Raw genomic sequence first — 17,052 nt, forward strand, 5'->3', positions numbered from 1 at the left:
GCAAAATCGGCGACATCGTCCAAGCCGCACTCGTCCTCACCCACCACGAACACGGCTACACATAACCCCCACTGAGATCACCTCAATGGAAATCGAAGGTCCGATTTCCATTGAAATTGCGCACCCCCGAGCCGGGGGTCCTCAGCCCGGGACGAGCCAGAAGAGCATCATCCAGGCGGCCGCGGCCGACGGCAGCAGGGAATCCATCCGGTCCATCAGGCCGCCGTGCCCGGGCAGCAGGTTGCCCATGTCCTTGATGCCGAGGTCGCGCTTGATCAGCGACTCCATCAGGTCGCCCAGCGTCGAGGTGCACACCAGCGCAGCCCCGAACAGCGCGCCCTGCCACCACTGGCCGTCGAGCATCAGGGTCACCGAGAGGACCCCGGCCACCACGCCGACCAGCATCGACCCGCCGAAGCCCTCCCAGGACTTCTTCGGGCTGATCTTCGGCGCCATCGGGTGCTTGCCGAACAGCACGCCGAACGCGTAGCCACCGGTGTCCGAGGCGACGACGCCGATCATGAAGCACAGCGCCCGGAAGGCACCGTCCTCCGGCCGCACCAGCATCGCCGCGAACGCGGCGAACAACGGCACGTAGGCCGCGGTGAACACCGATGCGGTCACGTCCCGCACGTAGCCGTCGACGCCGTGCCGGAACCGCCACGCCAGGCACGCCAGCACGGTGATGACGAACGCCACCAGCGTTCCGCGCAGGCCGAACGGCCAGGACAGCCACAACATCGCCTGCCCGCCCACCAGCACTGGGACCAGCGAGATGCGGATGTCGGCACCGCGCTTGAGCGCGTTCGCCAGCTCGACGGTGGACACCGCCACCGCGGCGGCGACGATGCCGATGAATACGAACCGCACCATCAGCAGCGAAAGGATGATCGCGGCACCGAGCACTACCCCGACGCCGATGGCGGCACGGAGATCGCGTCCGGCCCGGGAAGGACGCGAAGGCGGGTCCGGGCTGTCTGCGGACATTCCGGACTCACCTTCGCATTGGCCGGCCGTCACCACTCAGACCTCGAGAAGTTCTGCTTCCTTGTGCTTGACCAGCTCGTCGATCTGGCCGGTGAAGCGGTGCGTGAGGTTCTCCAGCTCCTTCTCGGCGCGGGTGCCCTCGTCCTCGCCGGCCTCGCCGTCCTTGACGATCCGGTCGATCTCTTCCTTGACCTTGCGGCGGATGCCCCGGATGGTGATCTTGCCTTCCTCGCCCTTGTGCTTGGCGAGCTTGACCATCTCCTTGCGGCGCTCCTCCGTCATCTGCGGAATCGCGACCCGGATGAGCTGGCCGTCGTTGGACGGGTTCACGCCGAGGTCGGAGTCGCGGATGGCCTTCTCCATCGCCGCCAGCTGGCTGGCGTCGTACGGCTTGATGACCACCAGCCGCGCCTCCGGCACGGAGACGCTGGCGAGCTGGTTCAACGGCGTCGGCGAACCGTAGTAGTCGACGACGATGCTGGAGAACATCGCGGGGTTCGCACGACCGGTGCGGACGGTGGCCAGATCGTCCTTGGCCACCTCCACCGCCTTTTGCATCTTCTCCTCGCCTTCGAGAAGAGCTTCGTCGATCACGGCTGCTCCTTAAGTCTGCCGACCGGTGGACATTCGTAGTGTCGCCTGCTGCGCAGCGCCGCCCCAGGGCGGGCCACCCCAGATCAGGATTCCAGCACCCTTGGTGAGGCAACGTGCCGGGTCGCTCAGGTGGTCACCCGGCACGACCTCGAATGCGCGTCGCTCAGGCCTGCTGCTCGGCCGGGGTGCTGACCAGCGTGCCGATCTTCTCACCGCCGACGGCTCGGGCGATGTTGCCTTCCTCCAGCAGGTTGAACACCAGGATCGGCATGTGGTTGTCCATGCACAGGCTGAAGGCGGTCGCGTCGGCGACCTTCAGCCCGCGCTCCAGTACCTCGCGGTGCGTGATCCTGTCGAACAGCTGCGCGTCCGGGGTGGTCTTCGGGTCGGCGGTGTAGACGCCGTCGACCGCCTTGGCCATCAGCACCACCTCGCAGCCGATCTCCAGCGCCCGCTGCGCCGCGGTGGTGTCGGTGGAGAAGTACGGCATGCCGGTGCCGGCGCCGAAGATGACCACGCGGCCCTTCTCCATGTGCCGCATCGCGCGCCGCGGAATGTAGGGCTCGGCGACCTGCCCCATGGTGATCGCGGTCATCACCCGGGTGTCGATGCCGTGCTCGCGCTCCAGGAAGTCCTGCAGTGCCAGGCAGTTCATCACGGTGCCCAGCATCGCCATGTAGTCACCGCGCGCGCGTTCCATGCCGCGCTGCTGCAGTTCGGCACCGCGGAAGAAGTTGCCGCCGCCGATCACGATGGCCACCTCGACGCCATCGGCGACGATCTCGGCGATCTGCCGGGCCACCGCGCCGACCACGTTCGGGTCGATCCCGACGCTGCCCCCGCCGAACATCTCGCCGCCCAATTTGAGCAGCACCCGGCTGTAGCCGCGGTGCGCTGGGCCGTCGGTCACTGGATTCCTCCCGCGAAGTTCGGTTTCGCTCTAAGTTTGCGCGGATCGCTCCGCTCGCCGACAGCGGCACCGGGTTCCGGCGCCGTGATCTTGCGAAAGCGCCCCGCCTTGCGAACGAAGGCGGGGCGCTGATGCCGTGAGTCGCGGCCGCCGGGTCCCCACCGGTTTCACCTCACCCGGTGAACCGGCGGCGCACCACCTGATCGGGGTGCCGCCCGGCATGCCGCCGAACAGCGACCGGTCAGGCCTGGCCGACCTCGAACCGGACGAAACCGGTGACGGTGACGCCGGCCTCGTCGAGCAGCGCCTTGACGGTCTTCTTGTTCTCCTGCACGGACGGCTGGTCCAGCAGCGCGTTCTCCTTGAAGAACCCGTTCAGGCGACCCTCGACGATCTTCGGCAGCGCCTGCTCCGGCTTGCCCTCGGCCTTCGCGGTCTCCTCGGCGATGCGCCGCTCGTTGGCGACGATGTCCGCCGGGACGTCGTCGCGGCTCAGGTACTTCGGCTTGAGCGCGGCGACCTGCATCGCGGCACCGCGCGCGGCGTCCGCGTTGCCACCGGTGAACTCGACCAGCACGCCGACCGCCGGGGGCAGGTCCGCGGAGCGGCGGTGCAGGTAGGTGGCCACCTCGCCGTCGAACTTGGCGACGCGGCGCAGCTCGAGCTTCTCGCCGATCTTGGCCGACAGCTCCTGGATGACCTCGGAGACGGTCTTGCCGTCCAGCGGGGCCGCCAGGGCGGCTTCCAGGTCACCGGCACCGGCGGCCTTGACCGCGGCGACGATCTTGTTGGCCAGCTCGATGAACTCGTCGTTCTTGGCGACGAAGTCGGTCTCGCTGTTCAGCTCGATCAGCACACCGCCGTCGGCGGCGACCAGGCCCTCGGCGGTGGCGCGCTCGGCGCGCTTGCCGACGTCCTTGGCGCCCTTGATGCGCAGGCTCTCGACGGCCTTGTCGAAGTCGCCGTCGGCCTGCTCAAGAGCCTTCTTGCAGTCCATCATGCCGGCGCCGGTCAGCTCGCGAAGACGCTTGACGTCGGCCGCACTGAAGTTCGCCATCGTGCGTTATCCGTCCCTCTTAGTACGCAGCTTCGAAGGTCTTGCAGACATCGGCCGGGCCGCGTCCCGTGGCGTTCAAGCAGCTCAGCAGGGATGCGAACCCGGCCCGGGTGGCACCCGCCAGATCGTCTGACGGGTAGCCGGACCGCGCCGCGCGCCGATCTTCACGACCGGCGCGCGGCAAGCGGACTCAGGACTGCGCGGCCTGCTCGCCGCCCTCGGTGGTGGCTTCGGCGGCCTGGCCGGAGCCGGCTGCCTGGCCGGAGCCGGCCAGCAGCTCCTTCTCCCACTCGGCCAGCGGCTCGCCACCGGCCGGCTTCTCCTCACCCTCCGGGGCACCGTTGGTGCGGCCACTGCGGGCCATCAGGCCCTGGGCGACACCATCGGCGACCACGCGGGTCAGCAGAGCGGCGGAGCGGATCGCGTCGTCGTTGCCCGGGATCGGGTAGTCGACCTCGTCCGGGTCGCAGTTGGTGTCCAGGATCGCGACGACCGGGATGCCCAGCTTCCGGGCCTCACCGACGGCGATGTGCTCCTTCTTGGTGTCCACGATCCACACGGCGCTGGGCACCTTGCTCATGTCGCGGATACCGCCGAGGGTCTTCTCGAGCTTGTCCTTCTCGCGGGTCAGCATCAAGATTTCCTTCTTGGTGCGGCCCTCGAAGCCCCCGGTCTGCTCCATGGTCTCGAGTTCCTTGAGACGCTGCAGACGCTTGTGGACGGTCTGGAAGTTGGTGAGCATGCCACCCAGCCAGCGCTGGTTCACGAACGGCATGCCGACCCGCAGGGCCTGCTCGGCGATCGCTTCCTGCGCCTGCTTCTTGGTGCCGACGAACAGGATCGTCCCGCCGTGCGCGACCGTCTGCTTGACGAAGTCGAACGCCCCGTCGATGTAGGTCAGCGTCTGCTGCAGGTCAATGATGTAGATGCCGTTGCGCTCGGTGAAGATGTAGCGCTTCATCTTCGGGTTCCAGCGCCGGGTCTGATGCCCGAAGTGCACGCCGCTGTCGAGCAGCTGCTTCATGGTGACGACGGCCATGGCCTGGTTCGCACCTCTTGAGTCGGGCGCGCCGGTTGGCGCGCGATTCGGTTGCCGCGACAGACCGGGTGGTCCGTCGCCCTGGTACCCGCCCGGTCGCCCCCACCCTCGCTCGACGAGCTCGGGACCGCGGGAGCACCGGCACCCTGCGAGAGCAGCAGCATCCGAGGCGTTGAACTCGGTACTGTTCCGCTCAGTGGTCGACCGCGAGGTCGAGCCACTTGCGCAGGCATGGCGTGCGGGCACGCGAAGTCGGTCCGTGCGGACACGAAACCGCGCTGACAGTGTACTGGACGTCCCGGCTGACCCGATCGTGGACTGCGAGTTGTCCACAGCGGCCTGGTTTGTCCACAGATCTGGGTTTCCCCCTGTTCACCTGGACCGCCGGCGGCCACCGTTGCACCATGCGCTTGTTGATCTCCACACTCGTCTGCTGCGGCGCCACCGCATCCCTCGGCCTCCCCGCAGGACTCGAACCGCCCCGCGGGCTGCCTGCCGCGGAGCCGGCACTGCCGATGCCTGGCGCACCACTGCGCGCCTCGCCTTCGGCGAACGCGTTGTTCGGCTGGCCGCTGGCGCCGCCTCCCGCCGTCGTTCGCCCCTTCGAGGCGCCGGCACACGCCTTCGGCCCGGGTCACCGGGGCGTCGACCTCGCAGGCGAGGTCGGCCAACCGGTGCTGGCCGCCGGGGACGGCGTGGTCGTCTACGCGGGCTGGATGGTGGACCGGAACCTGGTCTCCATCGAGCACGCCGGCGGCCTGCGCACCACCTACGAGCCGGTCGCGCCGGGCGTCTCGGTCGGCGACCAGGTCACCCGTGGGCAGCCGATCGGCCACCTGGAACCGGGACATCCGGAGTGCTCCGCCGAGCCGCCGCTGGCCTGCCTGCACTGGGGCGCTCGGCAACGCCTGAACTACCTCGACCCGCTGCGCCTGCTCGGGTTCGGCCACGTCCGGCTCAAGCCGTGGCGGTGACACCGGTGCCGTGGCGTTCTTCGGCGGGGACCGGCGCGTCGGTCCCCGCCGAGTCGCCGATCAGGCCTGTTCGGTGAGCTTGGTGCGCAGGCGCAGGACCGCGCGGGTGTGCAGCTGGCAGACCCGCGATTCGGTGACGCCGAGCACCTTCCCGATCTCGGCCAGCGTCAGGTTCTCGAAGTAGTAGAGGGTCACCACCACGCGGTCGCGCTCGCTGAGCCGCTCCACCGCCTCGGCCAGCTGGCGCCGGCTGTCCCGGTCCACCAGGGCCGCGACCGGGTCTTCGGCCCGGTCGTCGGGCAGCGTTTCGGCCAGCGACGCCTGCGCCGTTCCTGCGCCGATCAGGTCGTCGAGCGCGATCACGCTGGTCATCTGCAGCTGCGCGAACAGCTCGCGCAGCTCGTCGAGCGATAGTTCGAGCTCGCTGGCCAGTTCCGCATCGGTCGCGGTGCGCTGCAGCTTCGCCTCCAGGCGCTCCAGCGCCCGCTCCACATCGCGGGCTCGGCTGCGCACCGACCTCGGCACCCAGTCCTGGGCTCGCAGGTCGTCGAGGATGGCGCCGCGGATGCGCTGCATGGCGTACGTCTCGAACTTCAGGCCGCGTTCCGGTTCGAACTTCTCGATCGCGTCGACCAGTCCGAAGATCCCGGACTGGATCAGGTCGGAGACCTCGACGTGCGACGGCAGCCCGGTTCCGACGCGGCCCGCCACGTACTTGACCAGCGGCGCGTAGTGCAGCACCAGCCGGTCGCGCAGTTCCTGGTCGCGGCGCTGGCCGAATGCCTGCCACAGCGCGACTATCCCGGCCTCGACCTCGTCTCCGCTGCGCTGGTCCCTGCACGCGGCCGGCCCGGCAGGCGCGGCGGTCGCCACGGACAGCCGGCGCGCGAGGCGGTCACCGACGTGGCCGTTGGTTCCACCGCCTTGGTCACGGGCAGTCACCGGTACCGAGGTCGATCTCGCGGCCACCGTGTCGGCGCCGCCCCCGGTGTGGTCAGGAACGGGGGTGGGTTCGGTCATGGATCGCCTTCAGCCGTTCAACGGTCACGTGGGTGTAAAGCTGGGTCGTTGCGAGCGTAGCGTGACCAAGCAACTCCTGAACGCTACGGAGGTCCGCACCGCCTTCCAGCAAATGGGTCGCAGCCGAGTGACGTAGCCCATGTGGACCGATGTCCGGGGCACCGGAAACCACGCCGACCGCGTCGTGGACGGTGCGGCGCACCGCACGCGGGTCGAGCCGTCCACCTCGGACACCCAGGAACAACGCGGCGCCCGACGATTCCCGGACCACGCTCGGCCGACCAGTGGAAAGCCAGCGGCCGAGCGCCTGATCCGCCGGTACGCCGAACGGCACAGCGCGTTCTTTGTCACCCTTGCCGATCACGCGGACCAGCCGGCGCTCGCGATCGACGTCGTCGACGTCCAGCCCGCAGAGCTCGGCGACGCGGATTCCGGTGGCATACAGCAGTTCGAGCACCGCGTGGTCCCGCAAGGCCACCGGGTCCCCCTGTTCCGCGCCCACCGCCGAAGCCTGCATCGCCGAACCTGCCTGGTCAACGCGCAGCACGGCGGGCAGTTTCCGCTGCTTCGACGGAACCGCGAGCCGCGGGCCCGGATCGACGGGCAGCAGCCCGGCGCGGAACGCCCACCCGGTGAAGGTGCGGGCCGACGCGGTCCGCCGGGCGAGCGTCGCCCGGCTCACGCCATGCGCGTGTTGCACCGAAAGCCATTCCCGCAGGACGGAAACGTCCAGCGCAGCAAGGGTTGCATCGTCGGCCGAGCCGACGAGGTGCCCCAGCAACGAGACGATGTCGCCGATGTATCCGCGAACGGTGTGCGCGGATAACCCGCGTTCCGCGGCGAGGTGTCGTTCGAACGCGTCGACCGCGGTTCCGAGCGGCTCGGGCAGTTTCGCCCGAGCCGCGCGAAGATCCGGTCTTCGCGGTTCGGCGGAACGTGTGCGGGCCATGTATCGAAGCTGGCCGTTCCACCGGCGTCGGTCAAGCATCGCCACGCCGAATCATGATCACTTGACCGGTATGCGAATCATCTTGCGTGACGGGAGGCTCGTCTGCTTCGACGTCATGACCCCGTCATCGACCACCCCCGTTCGGATCGCGCCACGAACCCGGCCAGCTCCAGCTCCGGCAACAGCGCCCGGACTTTGCCCAGCGGCAGCCCCGAATCCCGCGCCAGCTCGTCCGCGCTGGCGCAATCGATGCCGGTCAGCGCATCGTGCAGGCGCCGCGCATCCGGATGCAGCGCGTCGGTCCGGCGCGACTGGGCGGGGATTTCCACCGGCAGTTGCGCGCCGAGCGGGCTCAGCGCTTCCAGGACCTCCTGTGTTCGGGTGACCAGCACGGCCTGACCGGACCGCACCATCCCGTGGCAACCAACGGAATTCTTCGAGGTCACCGGCCCGGGCACGGCCAGCACGGGCCTTCCCAAGGCATCCGCGGTGTGCGCGGTGTTGGCGGCGCCGCTGCGCGCGCCCGCCTCGACCACCACCGTCGCGCTGCCGAACGACGCGATCAGCCTGTTGCGCACCAGGAAGCGGTGCTTCCGCGGCGGCGTGCCGAGCGGATACTCGCTCACGACGGCGCCCTGTTCGGCGATGGCGCGCAGCAACCTGCCGTGCCCGGCCGGGTAGTCGACGTCGACGCCGCAGGCGAGGAACGCCACCGTCAGGCCGCCCGCGGCGAGCGCGCCCCGATGCGCGGCGCCGTCGATTCCGTACGCCGCCCCGGAAGCCACCGTGAACCCCGCCGTCGCCAGCCCGTGGCCGAACTCCGCCGCCACGTGCTCGCCGTAGCCGGTGGCGGCCCTGGCGCCGACGATGGCCACCGCTTGCTCCGCCGCCTCGGCCAGCGCCGCCTTGCCGCGGACCCACAGCGCGATCGGCTCGGCCATCCCCGGCAGGTCGACCGATCTCGCCCCGAACAGGCCGTCGAACGCCTCTCGCGGCCACTCCGGGGCCTCCGGCACGACCAGCCGGACACCGGCGGCCTCGGCCGCCACCAGCAGCTGTTCACCCGAAACGTGCCATCGCCGCGCCTCGACCTCCGCCGTGACATCCGCCGGCGCCTTCTCGCGCTGGATCAGGCCGACCGCGCGGCAAGGGCCGTACTCCGTGACGAACCTGGCCAGCGCCGGAGCCGGCGGTTCGGCGACGGCGCCCAGGAAGGCCCTGGCTACCAGCAGTTCCCGCTTCGACCTCTCCCCCATCGACGCCCATCGAGCCATCACGCCGCCCTCCTGTCCCGGAACTCCAAGGCCGCAGCCACGTGCTCCGCATCCGGTCGATCCCGGCCGTCCAGGTCGGCCAGCGTCCAGGCGACGCGCAGGCACCGATCCGCACCGCGCGCCGTGATCGCGCCGACCTCCAGCCCGCGGTCCAGCAACGCCGTTGCCGCCGCGGGCAGCGCGAACTCGCGCCGCAGCACCGGCCCCGGCACCTCCGTGTTGGTTCGCCACCCGTGCGCGGACCACCGCTGCCGGGCCGCCGCTCGCGCGTTCTCCACCCGCTTGCGCACCACCGCGCTGCCCTCCGGCTCGGCACCCGCCGGCACGGTCATCGCGGTGATCGGGCGCATCCGGACCCGCAGGTCGACCCGATCCAGCAGCGGCCCGGACAGCTTGCCGAGGTAGCGCCGTCGAACCTGCGGCGGACACTGGCAGTCGAGGTCCCGAGCCGGCGCGCACGGGCACGGGTTTGTCGCCAGGACCAGCTGGAACCGCGCCGGGTAGCGCAGCGTGCCGTCGCGCCGGGCCAGCCGGACCTCGCCTTCCTCCAGCGCCGTGCGCAACGCCTCCAATCTCTTCGCGCCCAACTCGCAGGCCTCGTCCAGCAGCAGCACCCCGCGATGCGCCCTGCTGACCGCCCCCGGCCTCGCCAACCCGGTACCGCCGCCGATGAGGGCCGGGATCGACAGAGAGGGGTGCGGCGCGACGAACGGCGGCGTCCGGATCAGCGTCGCCGACTCGGACAGGTCACCAGCGATCGAGCGGATCGCGGTGACCTCCAGCGCCTCCGGCACGGTCAGGCTCGGCAGCAGCCCGCTCAGGCGCTTGGCCAGCATCGTCTTGCCGGTGCCCGGCGGCCCGACCATCAGCAGGTGGTGGCCGCCCGCCGCGGCGACCTCCAGGGCCCACCTCGCCTCCGGCTGGCCGAGCACGTCGGAGAGGTCCGGCGCATCGTCCTCGGCCGGCGGCTCGGTGTCCGGTGGCGGGCGGCGGTCGAGCTCACCGAGGTCGCGCAACCAGGCCACCACGTCCCGCAGGTGTTCGGCGCCGAGCACGTCGATGCCCTCCACGAGGTGCGCCTCGGCCAACCCGTCGGCCGGCACCACCGCGCGGCGCATGCCCTCCCGCCGAGCGGTCAGCAACGCCGGCAGCAGCCCGCGGACCGGCCGGATCCGCCCGTCCAGGGCCAGCTCGCCGAACAGCACCGTGCCCGCCAGCCGGTGTGGCGGGACCAGTTCCGCCCCCGCCAGCACCGCGCAGGCCAGCGCCAGGTCGTAGGACGTGCCGGTCTTCGGCATCGCGGCCGGGGACAACGCCAGCGTCACGCAGCTGGCCGGCCAGTCCTCCTTGCAGTTCTGGATCGCCGCGCGCACCCGGTTCTTCGACTCCTGCAGGGCCGTGTCGGGCAGCCCGAGGAGCTGCACCGATGGCAGTCCTCCCTTGCGCACGTCGGCTTCGATCTCGACTAACGCGCCGTCCACTCCGAAAAGCGCGACCGCCCACGTCTTCCGCAGCGCCATCTAGAACACCCCCTCGAGGTGCTTGATGCGGGGGCGCTTGCCCGGTGGCCACAGCACCGACACGACGTCGAACCGCACCCGGCAACCCACCAATCGGCGCGCGGCCAGCCAGGACCGGGCCGCGCTCCTGATCCGGTTGATCTTCTCCGGCACGAGCGCGTACTCCGGTCCGCCGTAGTCGACGCCGGAGCGGGCCTTGACCTCGCAGCACACCACCGTGTCGCCGTCGGTGGCGACGATGTCGAGTTCTCCTTGCGGGCACTGCCAATTCCGGTCCAGCACGGTCAGACCGCGGCGTTCCAGGAGCACGGCCGCCAGCCGCTCCCCTTCGATTCCCAGCGCGTGTCTGCGGCCCCTGGTGTCGTCATCCGACAGCTGGCCCACGACCTTCTTCCGGCGCACGGCTTCCTCCTCGGTTCGGGATTCAGGTTTCCCGTGCCGGTACCCCGGGCGCATGTGAGCGAGTTTCGCCAACTGCGCCAACGGTTCCGGGCACGTCGATGAATCCAACGTGCCCGGAAGCGAAGTCGATATCCAGTGATATTCCGGAATCTGTGGACTAATCAATCCCCTGTGGACAACTCGGCTCACCCCGACGAGTGGGGACGGCCCACTTCCGAACCAAAAGCGCTTTGCGCACTGCGCAATTTGCAAAATCTGCGGCGCTGCCACGACCGGCCGGCCTGCGCGCATGAAAAAGCTCGGGCGGCCGGATTTCGGGCCGCCCGAGCTTCCTCGAGACCGGGATCAGGAACCGAACGGGCCGCTCTCCGGCAGCCGCAGGTCCGGTTTGTCCAGCTCCTCCACATTGACGTCCTTGAACGTGATCACCCGCACGTTCTTGACGAACCGCGCCGGGCGGTACATGTCCCACACCCACGCGTCCGACATCGCCACCTCGAAGTAGACCTCCGAGTCGGAGTTGCGCACCTGCACGTCCACCGCGTTGGCCAGGTAGAAGCGCCGTTCCGTCTCCACGACATAGGTGAACTGCCCGACGATGTCGCGGTACTCCTTGTAGAGCTGCAGCTCCATCTCGGTCTCGTACTTCTCGAGATCCTCGGCGCTCATCGCTGTGCGAGCCCTTCTGCATTGCCGTTCGGACTACAACGCCTCATTGTCCACCACATCCCTGTCGGAAGCATCGAACAACCCGGGCTTGCTCGTCACGGTTCGCGGCGAGCGCATCCCGTGCCGCTGCGCCGCGGCCACCACGTTCGCATAGGACCACCGGTGCTCGACGCAGGGGCCGAACTGCTTCAGCCGGGCCGAGTGCACCGGCGTGCTGTACCCCTTGTGCTCGTCGAACCCGTAGTCCGGGAACTCGGTGTGCAGCTGCGCGGTCATCATCCGGTCCCGGGTCACCTTCGCCAGCACCGACGCCGCGGCCACGCAGGCCGCGACCAGGTCGCCCTTCACCACGGCCACGCTGGGCGTCGCGAGCCCCGACACCCGGAAGCCGTCGGTCAGCACGTAGCCGGGATGCGGGGTCAGCTGCGCGACCGCCCGCCGCATGCCCTCCAGGTTCGCCACGTGGATGCCGAGCGCATCGACGTCCTCGGCCGAGATCACGATGGTCGACCAGCTCAGGGCACGCTCGGTGATGCGGCCGTACAGGCGCTCCCGGTCGGCCTCCGAGAGCACCTTCGAGTCCGTCAGCCCGTCGAACCGCCGCGCGTCGCCCGGGCGGAGCGCGCACGCCGCCACCACGAGCGGGCCGGCGCACGCACCGCGCCCGGCCTCGTCCACACCTGCCACCGGCCCGAGGCCCCGGCGGTCCAACGCGCTCTGAAGGGCCCAATTACCGCTGCTCCGCCGGATCACCGACCTCGGCGGCCGGAACGCCGCCACCGTCACGTCGACGTCACTCCGACGACCGTCGCTGTTTCACCACACCGACGAGCCTACGACCCAGCCAGAGCGTCGGGAACGCCGCGGCGAAACCGACGCCCAACGGCACCCCGGTCTGCCAGGCGGGCGCGCCCAGCGCGGTGGTCTGCGGGTTCGGCTCCGGAATGCTCTGCCAGCGGGTCGGCGGCAGGACGATCAGCTGAGCCTTGCCGATCACGTTGTCGACCGGCACCGCACCGTTGGTGCCGCCACCGCCCTGCACCCGCGAGTCCGCCGAGTCGTTGCGGTTGTCGCCCATCACCCACAGATGACCCGGCGGGACCGTCACGGCCTTGAACTCGTCCTGGCCGACCCCGCGGCCGGGCTCCCAGTACAGGTACGGCTCGTTGAGCGGCTTGCCGTCGACCAGCACCCGGTTCTGCGCGTCGCAGCACTCCACGGTCTGACCGCCGACGGCGACCACTCGCTTGACGAAGTCCTTCTCGTCCGGGGCGCCGAAGCCCAGCAGCGAAGCCGCGCCCTGGAAGAAGCCGGCGACGGGGTTGGACGGCTCGTCCGCCTCGAACTCGTTCTGCACCCAGGGCTGCGGGCCGCGGAACACCACCACGTCGCCCGGCTCCGGATCGCTGAACCGGTAGGTGATCTTGTCCACCAGCACCCGGTCGTTGTTGCAGCCGGTGCACCCGTGCAGGGTCTGCTCCATCGACTGCGACGGGATCACGTACACCCTGGCCAGGAAGGCCTGGATGAGCACCGTCAGCACGAGTGCGGTGACGATCAGGATCGGCAGCTCGCGCCAGAACGAGCCCTTCTTCTTGTCCTTGGGCTTGCGGCGGCGGGAAGCGCCACCCGGCGCGTCCGGGGCACCGCTGGAGTGCTCCGCACCCTGGGGGTCTTCCGCTGATCCGCTGCGCATGACGTCGGCCACCCGGCCAGGCTACTGGAACCGCGGTGGGCGCCGTCGCGCTCCCCCGGCTCCGGTGGCCCGTTCCACCGCCTCGCGGCGCCGCTGTGACGTGCTCTTTTCCGGTACATCCGATTCGCGTCGGCACCGCGGTGGGGCACAGCACCCCCGGCGATCACTCAAAGGTGGAACATCCGGTTCCCCCGGCCACCGGGCAAAACGAGCGCGCCCGGACACGCGAAACGGCCCAGGCGCGTGCACCTGGGCCGTTGTCGTGGTTCCGAGTGGCTGTCGATCAGGAAGCCGGCGCGGTCTCGCGCTTCTCCTTGATCTTCGCCTTCTTGCCGCGCAGCTCGCGCAGGTAGTACAGCTTCGCCCGCCGAACGTCACCGCGCGCCGCGACCTCGATCTGCGCGATGTTCGGGGTGTGCACCGGGAACGTCCGCTCCACACCGACACCGAAGGAAATCTTGCGCACGGTGAAGGTCTCCCGGATGCCATCGCCCTGGCGGCGGATGACCACGCCCTGGAAGACCTGGATCCGCTCGCGCGAACCCTCGATGACGCGGACGTGGACCTTCAGCGTGTCGCCAGGCCGGAAGGCCGGAATGTCGGAACGCAACGACTGGGCGTCCAGCGCGTCCAGGGTGTTCATCGGTGGTCCGTCCTCATCCGTGTCGAAGGCACCCGTGTTCTCCAACGTCGATGACCCGACCTACTGGTGGGCACCGCCTGACACGGGGTGAACTTGCATGTGAGCTCGCCGAACTCGTCATTCGGCTGCATCAACCGTTCCAGTGTGCCAGATCCGCATTTCGGCGTCTGAACCGCCCCCGCCGACGCGGGGTCAGCGCTGCGCGTCTCCGGCATCCCGGGACTCGTCGGAATGCTCCGACTCCCGCAGTTTATCGAGTTGCGCTCGGTCGGCCGCGTTCAGGGTCCCCTCCGGCAGCTCGGCCATCAGATCAGGGCGCCGCAGGTAGGTCCTGGCCAGCGCCTGATCGCGGCGCCAGCGGTCGATCGCGGCGTGGTTGCCGGAGCGCAGCACGTCCGGCACCGCGTGCCCGCGCCACACTTCGGGGCGGGTGTAGCAGGGGCCTTCCAGCAGCCCGTCGGAGAAGGAGTCCTGCTCGGCCGACAGCGGGTTGCCCAGCACGCCGGGCAGCAGGCGGGCCACCGCCTCGATCATGACCAGCGCGGCGACCTCGCCGCCGACCAGCACGTAGTCGCCGATGGAAACCTCCTCCACCGGCATCCGGGTGGCGGCGTCGTCGATCACCCGCTGGTCGATTCCCTCGTAGCGGCCGCAGGCGAACACCAGCCACGGCTCGGCGGACCAGCGGATCGCGGTGCGCTGGTCGAACGGCCGCCCGGCCGGGGTCGGCACGATCAGCCGGGGCACCGGGGCTGTGGAGTCGGCAGCGGCGCCGCAAACGCCGTCCAGCGCCTCGCCCCAGACGTCCGGCTTCATCACCATGCCGGGGCCGCCGCCGTAGGGGCTGTCGTCGACCGCCCGGTGCACGTCGTGCGTCCAGTCCCGCAGGTCGTGCACGCCGACCGCGATCCGCTCGCGCTCGATGGCCTTGCCGAGCAGCGCTTCCCGCAGCGGCGCCAGGTAGTCGGGGAAGATCGTGATGACGTCGATGCGCATGTGGCCCTCGGAAAAGGAAAACCCCCGCTCCGGCGGCGGGGGCGGTTTGATCTTGCTGTTGCCGGTCCGGCGTCACTCGGCTTCGAGCAGGCCCTCCGGCGGATCCACGACGAGGCGACCGGCGGCGAGATCGACCTCGGGGACGATCTCGGCGACGAACGGCACCAGGACCTCGCGGCCGTCGGCGGTGCGCACGGACAGCAGCTCACCGGCCGGCGTGTGCAGGACTTCCCGCACCTCGCCCACCTCTTCGCCGGAGACCCGCTCGACCCGCAGGCCGATCAGCTCGTGGTCGTGGAACTCGTCCGGGTCGTCGGTCGGTTCGAGGACGTCGGAGGTGACGGTCAGCAGCACGCCGCGCAGGTCCTCGGCGGCATCACGGCCATCGACGCCCTCCGCACGCACGAGCAGCCGCCCGGCGTGCTGCCGGGCGGCTGTCACCGTCAGGTTCTGCGCGCGGACCACCCCGCGACGCTGCATCCCGAGCACCGAGCCGGGAGCGAAGCGCAGCTCCGGGCTGTCGGTGAGCACCTCGACGACAAGCTCCCCCCGCACGCCGTGCGGCCGGACGATGCGGCCGACGGCCAGGGTTTGCAGCTCGGGCTCGCTCATGTTCGTGCTCAGCGGTCGGTGTCGACCACGTCGACCCGGATGCCGCGGCCGCCGATGCCGGACATCACGGTCCGCAGCGCGGTCGCGGTGCGACCACCGCGACCGATGACCTTGCCCAGGTCATCCGGGTTCACGTGCACCTCGAGGGTGCGACCGCGTCGGGTCGTGAGCAGCTGGACGCGGACATCGTCGGGGTTGTCGACGATGCCGCGCACCAGGTGTTCAAGCGCGTCCGCGAGGACCGTCACGCCTGACCTTCCTCGGACTTCTGCTCTTCAGCCTTGTCCTCGGCCTTCTTCGCACCCTTCTTCTTCGGGGTGGTGGCCTCGGTGGTGGGCTCCTCGCCGGCGGCGGCCAGTGCGGCCTCGAACAGCTCCTGCTTGCTCGGCTTCGGCTCGGCGACCTTCAGCCGACCCTCGGCGCCCGGCAGGCCCTTGAACTTCTGCCAGTCGCCGGTGATCTCCAGGATGTTCTGCACCGGCTCGGTCGGCTGCGCGCCGACACCCAGCCAGTACTGCACCCGCTCCGAGTTGACGATGATGCCGCTCGGGTTCTGCTTCGGGTGGTACTGCCCGATCGTCTCGATGGCCCGGCCGTTGCGGCGGGTGCGTGCGTCGGCGACGACGATGCGGTAGTGCGGCTCGCGGATCTTGCCGATCCGCGCGAGCTTGATCTTCACAGCCACGGGTGCTGGTGCTCCTCAGACTCTCGTTGGTGCTCCGGTGAGCATGCCAAGCCGCGTGGGGCAGCGGAGTGGAATGCTCTTAGTCAAAAGCGGCCACAAGCGGTGAGAGGGACCCCTCGCGGCGAACAGCATCCCATTGTGCCAGATACCGCAGCCGCCATGACCCCGGACCCGTCCGGCGGCCGTCGCGCTAGGCCGGGAGCAGACCCAGCGAGAGCAGCAGGAGGCCGAGCGCGGGCAGGAAGTTGTTCACCTGGTGCGCGACGACGCTCGCCGTCAGCCTCCCGGTGACCATCCGGGCGACGCCGATCGGGATCGCGATGACCAGCAGCAACGCGGTGCGCTCCGGCTCCAGGTGGCCGATGGCGAAGACGGCCGTGCTGAGCACGAACACGTTCAGCTGGCTCCACCGCAGCCGTTCCATCGCGCCCCAGAGCAGCCCGCGGTAGAGCAGCTCCTCGCACAGCGGTGCGACCAGCCAGACGTGCAGGAAGATCACCACCGCCAGCGCCGGGGGCAGCTGCACCCCGTCGAGCAGGCTGCTCACCGTGGACTGCGCGTCCGGCCCCATCCACTGCGCCCACAGCATCGTGGCGACGGTCGTCGTGACCAGACCGATGCCGCCGATGGCCAGCCCAGTGGTGACGTCCGACCAGCGCCATTCGAGGCCGAAGTCCAGTCGCGGGCCGTTGCCGCGCACGACGGTGATCAGGACGGCCACCGCCCCGGCGAGCACGGTCGGCAGCACCAGCATCAGGACCAGCGCCATGCCGTCCGGGCTGCCCAGCGCGGCCGCGAGCGTCGCCGAGACCAGCACGAAGATCGCCTGCGCGAAGAAGAACGCGCCGAGCCCCCAGCGGTGGGTCCGGGTCGGTGCGGCCTCGGGCCCGGCGGGCTCGAGCGGCGCGTTCGCGGCGGGATCCGACTGGTTCGGGGTGTTCATGGGCGCCTCCGTGGTGCCGGTCGGCGGCCATTTTCCTGGCCGTGTCGGCGTGCGGACGCCGGCGAAGCCGCCAGGTTACCCC

20 protein-coding genes are annotated in these 17,052 nt (G+C 70.1%); 1 reads left to right on the forward strand and 19 read right to left on the reverse strand.

Annotated elements, in window-relative coordinates; translation table 11 throughout:
• Positions 1 to 141 precede the first annotated feature (141 nt).
• The 5 genes from AB0H93_RS42270 to rpsB all read right to left on the reverse strand — a co-directional run bounded on the left by AB0H93_RS42270 (position 142) and on the right by rpsB (position 4,587).
• Positions 142 to 987, reverse strand: coding sequence for a phosphatidate cytidylyltransferase (locus tag AB0H93_RS42270; protein ID WP_358582128.1), 846 nt, complete (start codon positions 985 to 987; stop codon positions 142 to 144).
• Positions 988 to 1,023: 36 nt separating this feature from the next.
• Positions 1,024 to 1,581: a ribosome recycling factor gene (gene frr, locus AB0H93_RS42275; RefSeq protein ID WP_132484902.1), complete on the reverse strand. Its 558-nt coding sequence runs from the start codon at positions 1,579 to 1,581 to the stop codon at positions 1,024 to 1,026.
• Between the two features lie 163 nt (positions 1,582 to 1,744).
• A complete protein-coding gene (gene pyrH, locus AB0H93_RS42280) occupies positions 1,745 to 2,491 on the reverse strand; it encodes a UMP kinase (RefSeq protein WP_093262788.1) in 747 nt (248 codons plus the stop codon).
• Positions 2,492 to 2,732: 241 nt separating this feature from the next.
• Positions 2,733 to 3,548: a translation elongation factor Ts gene (gene tsf / locus AB0H93_RS42285; protein WP_132484900.1), complete on the reverse strand. Its 816-nt coding sequence runs from the start codon at positions 3,546 to 3,548 to the stop codon at positions 2,733 to 2,735.
• Positions 3,549 to 3,738: 190 nt separating this feature from the next.
• Positions 3,739 to 4,587 (reverse strand): 30S ribosomal protein S2, encoded by an 849-nt coding sequence (gene rpsB, locus AB0H93_RS42290; RefSeq protein ID WP_132484898.1) that lies wholly within the window; start codon positions 4,585 to 4,587, stop codon positions 3,739 to 3,741.
• Between the two features lie 404 nt (positions 4,588 to 4,991).
• On the opposite strand from rpsB, the gene AB0H93_RS42295 reads away from it, so the two are divergent.
• Complete coding sequence (locus tag AB0H93_RS42295; protein ID WP_358582133.1) at positions 4,992 to 5,561, forward strand: M23 family metallopeptidase; 570 nt, start codon at positions 4,992 to 4,994, stop codon at positions 5,559 to 5,561.
• Positions 5,562 to 5,621: 60 nt separating this feature from the next.
• On the opposite strand, the gene whiG is transcribed toward AB0H93_RS42295, so the two are convergent.
• From whiG to AB0H93_RS42365, 14 genes are all read right to left on the reverse strand, one after another.
• Positions 5,622 to 6,581, reverse strand: a complete 960-nt coding sequence (gene whiG, locus AB0H93_RS42300) for an RNA polymerase sigma factor WhiG (protein ID WP_358582135.1) — start codon at positions 6,579 to 6,581, stop codon at positions 5,622 to 5,624.
• On the reverse strand, positions 6,556 to 7,530 hold the full coding sequence (locus AB0H93_RS42305; protein ID WP_358582184.1) for a tyrosine recombinase XerC: 975 nt from the start codon (positions 7,528 to 7,530) through the stop codon (positions 6,556 to 6,558). Before AB0H93_RS42305 ends, whiG begins: the two co-directional genes overlap by 26 nt.
• 113 nt (positions 7,531 to 7,643) lie before the next feature.
• Entirely contained in the window at positions 7,644 to 8,804 is a 1,161-nt protein-coding gene (dprA, locus tag AB0H93_RS42310) for a DNA-processing protein DprA (protein WP_358582187.1), read from the reverse strand.
• A complete protein-coding gene (locus AB0H93_RS42315) occupies positions 8,804 to 10,324 on the reverse strand; it encodes a YifB family Mg chelatase-like AAA ATPase (RefSeq protein ID WP_358582138.1) in 1,521 nt (506 codons plus the stop codon). Before AB0H93_RS42315 ends, dprA begins: the two co-directional genes overlap by 1 nt.
• Complete coding sequence (locus tag AB0H93_RS42320) at positions 10,325 to 10,726, reverse strand: YraN family protein (protein ID WP_358582140.1); 402 nt, start codon at positions 10,724 to 10,726, stop codon at positions 10,325 to 10,327.
• Positions 10,727 to 11,071: 345 nt separating this feature from the next.
• Entirely contained in the window at positions 11,072 to 11,395 is a 324-nt protein-coding gene (locus AB0H93_RS42325) for a DUF2469 domain-containing protein (RefSeq protein ID WP_009943624.1), read from the reverse strand.
• A gap of 33 nt (positions 11,396 to 11,428) precedes the next feature.
• A complete protein-coding gene (locus AB0H93_RS42330) occupies positions 11,429 to 12,181 on the reverse strand; it encodes a ribonuclease HII (RefSeq protein WP_358582143.1) in 753 nt (250 codons plus the stop codon).
• Between the two features lie 7 nt (positions 12,182 to 12,188).
• Entirely contained in the window at positions 12,189 to 13,103 is a 915-nt protein-coding gene (gene lepB, locus AB0H93_RS42335; protein ID WP_358582147.1) for a signal peptidase I, read from the reverse strand.
• Positions 13,104 to 13,374: 271 nt separating this feature from the next.
• Complete coding sequence (gene rplS / locus AB0H93_RS42340; protein ID WP_358582149.1) at positions 13,375 to 13,734, reverse strand: 50S ribosomal protein L19; 360 nt, start codon at positions 13,732 to 13,734, stop codon at positions 13,375 to 13,377.
• A 192-nt stretch (positions 13,735 to 13,926) separates the two neighbouring features.
• On the reverse strand, positions 13,927 to 14,730 hold the full coding sequence (gene trmD, locus AB0H93_RS42345; RefSeq protein ID WP_358582151.1) for a tRNA (guanosine(37)-N1)-methyltransferase TrmD: 804 nt from the start codon (positions 14,728 to 14,730) through the stop codon (positions 13,927 to 13,929).
• Positions 14,731 to 14,802: 72 nt separating this feature from the next.
• Positions 14,803 to 15,342 (reverse strand): ribosome maturation factor RimM, encoded by a 540-nt coding sequence (rimM, locus tag AB0H93_RS42350; protein WP_358582153.1) that lies wholly within the window; start codon positions 15,340 to 15,342, stop codon positions 14,803 to 14,805.
• An 8-nt stretch (positions 15,343 to 15,350) separates the two neighbouring features.
• Positions 15,351 to 15,590, reverse strand: coding sequence for an RNA-binding protein (locus AB0H93_RS42355; RefSeq protein ID WP_010305954.1), 240 nt, complete (start codon positions 15,588 to 15,590; stop codon positions 15,351 to 15,353).
• Positions 15,587 to 16,027 (reverse strand): 30S ribosomal protein S16, encoded by a 441-nt coding sequence (rpsP, locus tag AB0H93_RS42360; RefSeq protein ID WP_132484878.1) that lies wholly within the window; start codon positions 16,025 to 16,027, stop codon positions 15,587 to 15,589. Before rpsP ends, AB0H93_RS42355 begins: the two co-directional genes overlap by 4 nt.
• A 190-nt stretch (positions 16,028 to 16,217) precedes the next feature.
• A complete protein-coding gene (locus AB0H93_RS42365; protein WP_358582156.1) occupies positions 16,218 to 16,970 on the reverse strand; it encodes a type II CAAX endopeptidase family protein in 753 nt (250 codons plus the stop codon).
• Positions 16,971 to 17,052 lie beyond the last annotated feature (82 nt).

This window comes from Saccharopolyspora sp. NPDC050642 (assembly GCF_040654735.1).
Classification (GTDB): domain Bacteria; phylum Actinomycetota; class Actinomycetes; order Mycobacteriales; family Pseudonocardiaceae; genus Saccharopolyspora; species Saccharopolyspora elongata.

Excerpts from the sequence above, each read along its gene's own strand:
- rimM (WP_358582153.1), bottom strand. The coding sequence starts at position 15,342 with ATGAGCGAGCCCGAGCTGCAAACCCTGGCCGTCGGCCGCATCGTCCGG.
- dprA (WP_358582187.1), bottom strand. The coding sequence starts at position 8,804 with ATGGCTCGATGGGCGTCGATGGGGGAGAGGTCGAAGCGGGAACTGCTG.
- whiG (WP_358582135.1), bottom strand. The coding sequence starts at position 6,581 with ATGACCGAACCCACCCCCGTTCCTGACCACACCGGGGGCGGCGCCGAC.
- AB0H93_RS42315 (WP_358582138.1), bottom strand. The coding sequence starts at position 10,324 with ATGGCGCTGCGGAAGACGTGGGCGGTCGCGCTTTTCGGAGTGGACGGC.
- AB0H93_RS42270 (WP_358582128.1), bottom strand. The coding sequence starts at position 987 with ATGTCCGCAGACAGCCCGGACCCGCCTTCGCGTCCTTCCCGGGCCGGA.
- tsf (WP_132484900.1), bottom strand. The coding sequence starts at position 3,548 with ATGGCGAACTTCAGTGCGGCCGACGTCAAGCGTCTTCGCGAGCTGACC.
- AB0H93_RS42305 (WP_358582184.1), bottom strand. The coding sequence starts at position 7,530 with ATGGCCCGCACACGTTCCGCCGAACCGCGAAGACCGGATCTTCGCGCG.
- AB0H93_RS42365 (WP_358582156.1), bottom strand. The coding sequence starts at position 16,970 with ATGAACACCCCGAACCAGTCGGATCCCGCCGCGAACGCGCCGCTCGAG.
- AB0H93_RS42295 (WP_358582133.1), top strand. The coding sequence starts at position 4,992 with ATGCGCTTGTTGATCTCCACACTCGTCTGCTGCGGCGCCACCGCATCC.
- trmD (WP_358582151.1), bottom strand. The coding sequence starts at position 14,730 with ATGCGCATCGACGTCATCACGATCTTCCCCGACTACCTGGCGCCGCTG.
- rplS (WP_358582149.1), bottom strand. The coding sequence starts at position 13,734 with ATGAACACCCTGGACGCGCTGGACGCCCAGTCGTTGCGTTCCGACATT.
- rpsB (WP_132484898.1), bottom strand. The coding sequence starts at position 4,587 with ATGGCCGTCGTCACCATGAAGCAGCTGCTCGACAGCGGCGTGCACTTC.
- AB0H93_RS42325 (WP_009943624.1), bottom strand. The coding sequence starts at position 11,395 with ATGAGCGCCGAGGATCTCGAGAAGTACGAGACCGAGATGGAGCTGCAG.